We start from the raw sequence: 8,959 nt of genomic DNA, 5'->3' as shown, positions 1-8,959 counted from the left end.
TGGACGGTGCGGGAGGTGTCGGAGCCGTAGCCGTCCCTGAGGCCGCCGAATCCGGGGACCAATCCGTATCTGCGGGTGGTGGGGCCGGCTGTTCCGCCGGGTGCCGGCGGGGGCGAGGGGGATGTCTCCGGTGCGCCCACGGTGATCGGTCCCGTCGGGCCGGTCGGCCGGCGAGGGTCCCGGCGGGGAGGCGAGGACGCGGGCGGTGGTGAGCGGCCGTCCTTGTGGCCGGACGAGGGGCCGCCGCCGCCTCCGCCTCCGTGACCGGCCTCTTCTTTCGCCCCCGCCGCCCCTTCCCGTCCCGAACCTGGGGCTCCGCCCCGGACGCCCGCTCCTCGAACGCCGGAGGGGCTGACATCCAGCCTCTCCGGCGTTCGAGGAGCGGGCGTCCGGGTGGCGGACCTCGGGAGCGCCAGGTGCTGCGTGCCGGATACGGTGGGGGCACCATGAGCGCATCGCAGACCTCTGACGTTCCCACCCTCCTCGTCAAGATCTTCGGCAGGGACAGGCCGGGCATCACGGCCGGCCTCTTCGACACCCTCGCCGCCTACTCGGTCGACGTGGTCGACATCGAGCAGGTCGTCACCCGTGGCCGCATCGTGCTCTGCGCGCTCGTGAGCGAGCCGCCGGGGGGCCTGGAAGGAGACCTGCGGGCCACCGTCCACAGCTGGGCGGAGTCGATGAAGATGCAGGCGGAGATCATCTCCGGCAGGGGCGACAACCGTCCGCGCGGGCTCGGCCGCTCCCTGGTCACGGTGCTGGGCCACCCCCTCACCTCGGAGGCGACGGCGGCGATCGCCTCGCGTATCACGAAAGCCGGCGGCAACATCGACCGTATCTTCCGGCTGGCCAAGTACCCGGTGACCGCGGTGGAGTTCGCGGTCTCCGGCGTGGAGACGGAACCACTGCGCACCGCCCTGGTCACCGACGCCGCCCGGCTCGGGGTCGACATAGCCGTGGTCGGGGCGGGGCTGTACCGGCGGGCGCAGCGCCTGGTCGTCATGGACGTGGACTCCACGCTCATCCAGGACGAGGTGATCGAGCTCTTCGCCGCGCACGCCGGCTGTCAGGACAAGGTCACCGAGGTGACCGAGGCCGCGATGCGCGGGGAACTGGACTTCGAGCAGTCGCTGCACGCCCGCGTGGCTCTGCTCGAAGGGCTGGACGTCTCCGTGGTGGACAAGGTGCGCAGCGAGGTGCGCCTGACGCCGGGTGCCCGCACCCTGATCCGTACGCTCAAGCGCCTCGGCTATCAGGTGGGCGTGGTCTCCGGCGGCTTCACCCAGGTCACGGATGATCTCAAGGAGCGGCTGGGGCTGGACTTCGCCCAGGCCAACACCCTGGAGGTCGTCGACGGGAAGCTGACCGGCCGGGTGACCGGCGAGATCGTCGACCGGGCCGGCAAGGCGCGGCTGCTGCGCCGGTTCGCCGCGGAGGCCGGGGTGCCGCTGTCCCAGACGGTGGCGATCGGCGACGGCGCGAACGATCTGGACATGCTGAACGCGGCGGGGCTGGGTGTCGCCTTCAACGCCAAGCCGGTGGTGCGCGAGGCCGCCCACACGGCGGTGAGTTTCCCCTTCCTGGACACGGTTCTCTACTTGCTCGGTGTCACGCGCGAAGAGGTCGAGGCGGCGGACACGCTCGACCTGGGCTGAGCCGGGCCGCCGGCGCGGTCGGCTTCGGTACGGCACGGGCCCGGCACCGACGGAGGTCGGATGCCGGGCCCGTGCCGTACCCCGGTGTCACTCGGTCGGCGCCCAGTAGTCGGCCAGCGTGCCCGCTCCGGGTTCGAGGGACTTCCAGGAACCGGTGAAGGACACGACGGCGAAGGCGGCGGCCGGGTAGCCGCGGCGGCTCATGCGCTCCCGGGCGTCGCCCTCGGACGCGCCGGCCAGGATGTCGGCGAGCCCTTGGATGCCCGGGTTGTGGCCGACCAGGAGGACGTTCTGCGCGTCGTCGGGGGTCTCGTTGAGCAGGGCGATCAGCTCACCGGGCGAGGCATCGTAGATCCGCTCCTCGTAGACCGTTTTCGGCCGCTGCGGAAACTCGTGGACCGCGATCTTCCAGGTTTCGCGGGTCCGGACCGAGGTGGAGCACAGGGCCAGATCGAAGGCGATACCGGTATCGGCGAGCTTTCGTCCGGCGACCGCGGCATCCGTGCGGCCCCGCTCGGCGAGGGGGCGGTCATGGTCGGACACCGGGGGCCAGTCGGCTTTCGCATGCCGGAAAAGGACAATCCTGCGGGGTTCTGCGACGCTCATGTAGCCCAGCTTCGCACGAAACAGGCCACGGGGCGCAGGGAGTTGACCAGCCCTTCGGAGGGTGTTCAGCGGGCCATGAGCTGCTGCGCGCGCTCGACGAGGTGGGTGATCGTGGGCTCACCGGCGGCCGCGTGGGCGTCGGCGGGGTTGAGGATCAGGGTGAGCAGCGCCACGAAGGCGAGCGTGGGCAGGGCCAGGGCCCACCACGGCAGCCGGATGTCGGCGCCGCCCCGGGGGGCCGGGTGGGGCCGGGTGTGCGTGCGCGCCGACATGGGGGGCCTCCGCTCTTCGTGTGTCCGTGGCCCGCCGTTCGCGGCCACATCTCGAAGGTACGGACGGCGCGGGTGTCAGCCCATCCGGTGAGCCACCCACTTGCCCCTGAGCCTGGCCCCCTAGGGGTTGGGGGTGCCAGCACCACCATCGCCCGTGGGCGGGGCCGCGGGGGCCGTCATGGCGCGAGGACGGTCGCGATCACGCCGATGACGATGAAGATGGCGAGGAACGAGCCGAGGACGAGCAGCAGCTTGCGCTGGCCGTTCTGGGGGTTCGGGTCGAGGACTGGCATAGGGCAAGTCTCGCATCCCGCTCGCCTGCGGGGTGGCTCGGGGGGCGGGGCGGTGGCCTGCCGGCCGGGGTGGGCTGTCTGCCGGGCAGGGCGGCCGGGGCTCGGCGGCTTCCGGGCGGGGTGCGCGCTCTTGTCGCCCCCGCCGCACCTTCCCTCCCCCACTCTCGGCTTCTCCCCCACTCTCGACTCCGCTCGAGCGGGGGGACCCCCATGAGCGGGAGGTGCCCCCATCGTCCCCGGGGGCTGCGCCCCCAGACCCCCGTTCGCGCAGTTCCCCGCGCCCCTGGTACCCCGCGCCCCTGGTACCGCGGGCCCGGCGGGTGGTCAGGGGGTGGTTGCCTCTTCCTCCACCGTGCGGTCGCGGCCCGCCAGGATGCCGACGATCATCTGCGGGATCATCAGGCCGGCCATCAGGGCGATCGGCAGCCCCCAGCCGCCACTGTGCTGGTAGAGCACGCCGACCAGGAGCGGCCCCGGGATGGAGATCAGGTATCCGGTGCTCTGCGCGAAGGCGGACAGCTGGGCCACGCCCGCGCTGGTCCTGGCCCGCATCCCGACCATGGTGAGCGCGAGCGGGAAGGCACAGTTGGCGACGCCCAGCAGTACGGCCCAGGCCCAGGCCCCGGCGGCCGGCGCGAGGTACAGCCCGGCGTAGCCGACGAGACCGCTCACTCCCAGCGCGAGCACGATCGGTCCCTGGCGGGGCAGCCGGGAGGCGAGGCGCGGTATGACGAACGCCAGCGGTACGCCCATCACCATGGTGACGGCGAGGAGCAGCCCGGCCGTGCCCGCGGGGACGCCGGCGTCCCGGAAGATCTGCGCCATCCACCCCATGGTGATGTAGGCGGCGGTGGCCTGGAGACCGAAGAAGACGGCCAGCGCCCACGCGGTACGGCTGCGGGTGATGCGCAGTGCGGGCGCCTCGGCGGCGCGGCCCGCGGGTGCGCTCCCGTCCCGCGCGGGTGCCTGTTCGGCCGGGGGCCCGCCACGTCGCCGTACGAAGGGGATCCACGGCAGTACGGCGGCGGCGGCCAGGCCCGCCCAGACGGCGAGGCCGGACTGCCAGTTCCCGCCCAGCGCGTCGGTCACCGGCACGGTCACCGCCGCCGCCGCGGCGGTGCCCAGGGCGAGCGCCATGGAGTACAGGCCGGTCATGGAACCGACACGGTCGGGGAACCAGCGTTTGACGATGACCGGCATCAGGACGTTGCTGACGGCGATGCCCATCAGCGCGAGGGCGCTGGTGGCCAGGAAGGCCGCCGTGCCGCCGACATACGGGCGTATCAGCAGGCCGGCGGCGATGGCGACCATGCCGGCGCAGACCACCGCGCCCGCCCCGAAGCGGCGGGCCAGGCGGGGTGCTGTGACGCCGAAGACGGCGAAGCAGAGCGGGGGCACGGAGGTGAGCAGTCCGGCGACGCTGCCGCTCATGCCGAGGCCGTCGCGGACCTCCTCGAGCAGCGCGCCCAGGCTGGTGATGGCGGGGCGGAGGTTCACCGCGGCCAGCACGATGCCGACGACGATCAGCCGCGTCCGCCACCCGCGCGTGCCACCCTCACCGGGGCCGGGGCCTTTACGGGCGTGGGGCACGGCCGGTGTGCGTGCGGTCGTGGACGTGAGCGTCCGGTTCTCCTCGCGAGCCATGAGGCCCATCATAGAATCATGGGATGATTGGATGTCCAGGTCGAGGTCGCCGTACGGCGCCCCTGTCGTGCGAAGGTGTGTCATGCCTCTGAGCCATCCACGCCGTTCGGCGCTGTCCGAGCAGGTCATCACCGCTCTGCGGGCACAGATCACCTCGGGCGAGTGGCCGGTCGGCGCCCGCATTCCCACCGAGCCCGAGCTGGTCGAACAGCTGGGGGTGGCCCGCAACACGGTCCGCGAGGCCGTCCGCGCGCTGGCGCACAACGGGCTGCTGGACATCCGTCAGGGCTCGGGCACGTACGTGGTGGCCACGAGCGAGCTTGCGGGCGTGATGCACCGCCGGTTCGCCGGCGCCGACCCCCGGCACATCGCCGAGCTCCGTTCGACGCTGGAGTCCGCCGCCGCGCGGATGGCCGCCGAGCGGCGCACGGAGAAGGACCTCAAGCAGATCGACACGCTGCTGCTGCGCCGGGAGGAGGCCTGGGAGTCGAGGGACGCGGAGGCGTTCGTGGCGGCGGACGCCACGTTCCACCTGGCCGTCGTGGCCGCCTCGCACAACGACGCGATGACGGCGATGTACGCGGACCTGAGCGAGGTGCTGAGGGACTGGCTGCGCGGCGACGTCAGCGAGGGCATGTCCCCGGAGACCCACATGGACCACGGGCGGCTGGTGGACGCGATCCGCGCGGGGGACGCGCCGACGGCGGCCGAGGAGGCCGCCGGCTATCCGTTCGTGTGCCGTCCGGGCCGGTTCGGTCCGCCCTCCGGCGGCTGAGCCCCGCTCCGACCGGGCCCCGGCGACGCGAAGGGCCCGCGCCCCTTCCGGGACGCGGGCCCTCGTGAGGCGTCCGGTCAGGCGCCGACGGCGTGCAGACCGCCGTCCACGTGGACGATCTCGCCCGTGGTCTTCGGGAACCAGTCGCTCAGCAGGGCGACGACACCGCGGCCGGCCGGCTCGGGGTCCTTCAGGTCCCACTCCAGCGGCGCCCGGGAGTCCCACACCGAGGCGAGTTCGCCGAAGCCCGGGATGGACTTGGCGGCCATGGAGCCGAGGGGGCCGGCGGAGATCAGGTTGCAGCGGATGTTCTGCTTGCCCAGGTCGCGCGCCATGTAGCGGCTGGTGGCCTCCAGCGCGGCCTTGGCCGGGCCCATCCAGTCGTACTGCGGCCAGGCGTACTGCGCGTCGAAGGTCAGGCCGACGACGGAGCCGCCGTTCTGCATCAGCGGCAGGCAGGCCATGGTCAGCGACTTCAGCGAGAACGCCGAGACGTGCACGGCCGTGGCGACCGACTCGAACGGCGTGTTCAGGAAGTTGCCGCCGAGCGCGTCCTGCGGCGCGAAGCCGATGGAGTGCACGACGCCGTCGAGGCCGCCCAGCTCCTCGCCGACGACGTCGGCCAGGCGGCCGAGGTGTTCGTCATTGGTGACGTCGAGCTCGATGACCTTGGCCGGCTCGGGAAGCTTCTTGGCGATGCGCTCGGTCAGGGTGGGCCGCGGGAACGCGGTCAGAATGACCTCGGCGCCCTGTTCCTGGGCCAGCTTGGCGGTGTGGAAGGCGATGGACGCCTCCGTCAGCACGCCGGTGATCAGGACGCGCTTGCCCTCGAGAATTCCGCTCATGGTGTGTCAGTGACCCATTCCCAGTCCGCCGTCAACAGGGATGACGGCTCCAGTGATGTACGAGGCGTCGTCCGAGGCGAGGAACCGCACGGCCGCGGCGATCTCCTCGGGCTTCGCGTACCGGCCCAGCGGCACCTGGGCCACGATGTTCGCCCGCTGGTCGTCGGTCAGCGCGTTGGTCATGTCGGTGTCGACGAAGCCGGGCGCGACGACGTTGAAGGTGATGTTGCGCGAGCCCAGCTCCCGGGCGAGGGAACGCGCGAAGCCGACCAGGCCGGCCTTCGACGCGGCGTAGTTCGCCTGCCCCGCGGAGCCGAGCAGCCCGACCACCGAGGAGATCAGCACGACCCGCCCCCTCTTGGCGCGCAGCATGCCGCGGTTGGCGCGCTTGACGACCCGGAAGGTGCCGGTGAGGTTGGTGTCGACGACCGAGGTGAAGTCCTCCTCGGACATGCGCATGAGGAGCTGGTCCTTGGTGACACCGGCGTTGGCCACGAGCACCTCGACGGTGCCGTGCGCCTCCTCGATCTCCTTGTAGGCCTGCTCCACCTGCTCGGGGTCGGTGATGTCGCACCGGACGGCCAGGCAGCCCCATTCGGTGAGGGCGGCCGGCGGCTCACCCGAGCGGTACGTGATGGCGACCTTGTCGCCGGCGTCGGCGAACGCGCGGGCGATGGCGAGGCCGATGCCCCGGTTGCCTCCGGTGACGAGAACCGAGCGGCTCAACGGATCACCCTTTCGATAGCGGTCTGGTCAAGCCGCCCGGACACCCTCATGACAGGCGGCTTCCCCGAAAACCTATCGGTCCGGGTCCATCGCGGGACATTGGGGCACCGACAGTGGCTCCCGTGGCCTCCTGTCGGGTTCCTACAGTTCAGCCCGCGGGTCAGTCCGTCATACCGGGCGCGTGAGCCGACAATCCTTCGGCGCGAGCGGTCTCGAGCATCCTGCGGTCGTAGGTCACCAGGGCGGTCAGGTCATCCCGCAAGGAGAGAGCGCTCGCCACGTGAATCGCGTCCAGCGTCCTCAGACGCCCGACCAGCAGAGCCGCCGCATCACGCACCTCTCGGGTAAGGAGAATCTCGGTGATCCGGGCGTCCAGGTCCTCCATGGCCTTCGGAAAGTGCCCCATGAGATCCAGGGTCCGCACGGTCTCCACGAAGCCGAGCGTGCTGGTGGCGAGCGGCTCCGTGGCCCGTTCCTGGAGGAAGGCGTCCAGCGCGCCCCAGTGACTGCGCCGGGTCATCCAGGTGACCAGCGCGGACGTGTCCATGTAGATCAACGGTCGTCCTCTTCGCGCTCGGCCCGCAGGAGCGCCACGGGGTCGACGTCTTCCGGCACCTCGTAGTGCGGCATGCTGTGGCGCTCTGCGGCGGTCACCGGCTTGAGTTTGATCTTCCCCTGCGCCACCAGGTGCGCGTACCGCTCCATGGGACTGCCGGCCGGTGACAGTATCGCGATCACGTTGCCGTGCCGGGTGACCTCGATCGCCTCGCCCTTCTCGACGCGGGCGAAGATCGCGCTGGGGTTGTACGAGAACTCGCGGACGGAAATGGTGCTCATACCGCGCTCTCCTCACAGCAGGCAGGTTGTGCGTACATATCCCCGAGGGTACCTACATCTGACCGTCGCGGTCGTCAGTCACGTGGCCCTCCTGCTGCGCGCGGTGTCGAGCGACTCAGCGAGAGTGTCGATATCCGCAGCCAGGTCCCGCCACGGACGGGAGAGGTCGACGGCATGCCGCCAGATCCTCAGCCGCCCCTCCCCCACCGGTACCTCCACGGCTCCGGGCCTTCCGGAGGCGTAGACGAGGTGCCCTTCGGCGAGACCGAGGCGTACGCAGTAGGCGGTCATCTGGTACAGGTCGCCCCGCTGCGGTCTGGTCTTGAATTTGGCGTCCAGGACGACGGCCTGTCGCATCGCCCCGTCGCGCGGCGACGGCAGGTAGTGCACAAGGTCGGGCTTGAGGACGTGCCGGCCGGCGACGTCCAGGGAGAAGTTCCGGTCCTGCGGCTCGGGTCTGCCATCGACGCGCAGGCGCAGGGCCTCGCCGACGGCGCGGGCCAGGTAGGCCTCGAAGAGGCGCCACATGGTCACGAGCATCCCGTCGACGGCGATCTCGCGGCCGTCGCCGAGTTCGTAGGAGGCGCCGCGCAGGACGAGTTCGGCGAGAACGAGGGCGTGGGCGTAGCGGGCGTTGCGCCGGTCGGGGGTCCACCGGGGTGCCGGGGCACCGGCGGGCAGGGGCCGGACTCCGTCGAGCCGGGCGGTGAGGCGCTGGAGAGCGGAGCGTGGGGCCGGGTCGAGGCCGGGCACGCGCAGGAGGCGGCGGGCGGCGAGGAGGAGGCGGTTCTCCGGTATGTCGGGGGTGTGGTCGTCGTAGGCGACCTCCAGGGGCACGGGGACGCCCGGTCTGCGGCGGAGCTGGTCGGCGTGGCGGATGCGGCCCCGGACGACGGGCAGCGTGTCGTACGTCTCCCGGTAGTCGTGGAGGACGCCGTGCAGCAGGGCACGTTCGGCGGCGGAGACGAAGGCGTGCGCGAGGGCCGGGAGGAGGTCGGGGCGGGCGTCGGCGGTGACCGGGCGCGGGTCGAAGTCGACGCGTTCGGGTGCGTAGGAGACGAGGTGGAGGAGACGGTCGACCGGGACCTTGGGGGTGATCGTCAGCTGGAGGGCGCCGTCGCCCTTGCCGAGGCGTACGGAGCCCACGCGGTCCTTGGCCTTCACCCGCCAGCGCGTGGCGGTCTCGGGATGCAGGTGGACGAGGCCGTCGTGGGCGGCGAGCGTCGCGACCTGGGCGGGGGGGGAGGTCCCAGGTGGTCCAGCCGCCGCCCTCCGCCAGCCGGATGCGTGCGGCGGTGTCACGGCA

General features: G+C 71.9%; 11 protein-coding genes. 2 read left to right on the top strand and 9 right to left on the bottom strand.

The genetic code is table 11. The features are described 5' to 3' along the window. Nucleotides 1–446 precede the first annotated feature (446 nt). Nucleotides 447–1,655, top strand: a complete 1,209-nt coding sequence (serB, locus tag B9S61_RS36095) for a phosphoserine phosphatase SerB (protein ID WP_103545951.1) — start codon at nt 447–449, stop codon at nt 1,653–1,655. Between the two features lie 87 nt (nt 1,656–1,742). Here the strand turns inward: serB and B9S61_RS36090 are convergent, their stop codons facing one another. The 4 genes from B9S61_RS36090 to B9S61_RS36075 form a co-directional block, all read right to left on the bottom strand. Then, nucleotides 1,743–2,261 (bottom strand): histidine phosphatase family protein, encoded by a 519-nt coding sequence (locus B9S61_RS36090; protein ID WP_103545947.1) that lies wholly within the window; start codon nt 2,259–2,261, stop codon nt 1,743–1,745. A gap of 65 nt (nt 2,262–2,326) precedes the next feature. Continuing rightward, on the bottom strand, nt 2,327–2,533 hold the full coding sequence (locus tag B9S61_RS36085) for a hypothetical protein (protein WP_103545946.1): 207 nt from the start codon (nt 2,531–2,533) through the stop codon (nt 2,327–2,329). Between the two features lie 176 nt (nt 2,534–2,709). Further along, nucleotides 2,710–2,826 carry an SGM_5486 family transporter-associated protein gene (locus tag B9S61_RS42995; RefSeq protein WP_258040039.1) on the bottom strand — a complete coding sequence of 39 codons (117 nt, stop codon included), beginning with the start codon at nt 2,824–2,826 and terminating at the stop codon, nt 2,710–2,712. A gap of 324 nt (nt 2,827–3,150) precedes the next feature. Then, on the bottom strand, nt 3,151–4,482 hold the full coding sequence (locus B9S61_RS36075; RefSeq protein WP_103545944.1) for a CynX/NimT family MFS transporter: 1,332 nt from the start codon (nt 4,480–4,482) through the stop codon (nt 3,151–3,153). 70 nt (nt 4,483–4,552) lie between these two features. On the opposite strand from B9S61_RS36075, the gene B9S61_RS36070 reads away from it, so the two are divergent. Further along, nucleotides 4,553–5,245, top strand: a complete 693-nt coding sequence (locus B9S61_RS36070; RefSeq protein WP_103545943.1) for a FadR/GntR family transcriptional regulator — start codon at nt 4,553–4,555, stop codon at nt 5,243–5,245. Nucleotides 5,246–5,322: 77 nt separating this feature from the next. Here the strand turns inward: B9S61_RS36070 and fabI are convergent, their stop codons facing one another. From fabI to B9S61_RS36045, 5 genes are all read right to left on the bottom strand, one after another. Continuing rightward, nucleotides 5,323–6,090, bottom strand: a complete 768-nt coding sequence (gene fabI / locus B9S61_RS36065; protein ID WP_103545942.1) for an enoyl-ACP reductase FabI — start codon at nt 6,088–6,090, stop codon at nt 5,323–5,325. A 6-nt stretch (nt 6,091–6,096) separates the two neighbouring features. Next, a complete protein-coding gene (gene fabG, locus B9S61_RS36060) occupies nt 6,097–6,816 on the bottom strand; it encodes a 3-oxoacyl-[acyl-carrier-protein] reductase (protein WP_103545941.1) in 720 nt (239 codons plus the stop codon). Between the two features lie 160 nt (nt 6,817–6,976). Then, nucleotides 6,977–7,363, bottom strand: coding sequence for a type II toxin-antitoxin system VapC family toxin (locus tag B9S61_RS36055; RefSeq protein WP_103545950.1), 387 nt, complete (start codon nt 7,361–7,363; stop codon nt 6,977–6,979). 5 nt (nt 7,364–7,368) lie between these two features. Continuing rightward, complete coding sequence (locus B9S61_RS36050) at nt 7,369–7,653, bottom strand: type II toxin-antitoxin system Phd/YefM family antitoxin (RefSeq protein WP_103545940.1); 285 nt, start codon at nt 7,651–7,653, stop codon at nt 7,369–7,371. A 78-nt stretch (nt 7,654–7,731) separates the two neighbouring features. Beyond that, a complete protein-coding gene (locus B9S61_RS36045; RefSeq protein WP_103545939.1) occupies nt 7,732–8,955 on the bottom strand; it encodes an McrC family protein in 1,224 nt (407 codons plus the stop codon). Nucleotides 8,956–8,959 lie beyond the last annotated feature (4 nt).

The organism is Streptomyces sp. SM1 (assembly GCF_002910825.1).
GTDB classification, from domain to species: domain Bacteria; phylum Actinomycetota; class Actinomycetes; order Streptomycetales; family Streptomycetaceae; genus Streptomyces; species Streptomyces okerensis.
Note: the sequence above shows the minus strand (reverse complement) of the source record. Positions and strands in the feature narration are given on the sequence as shown.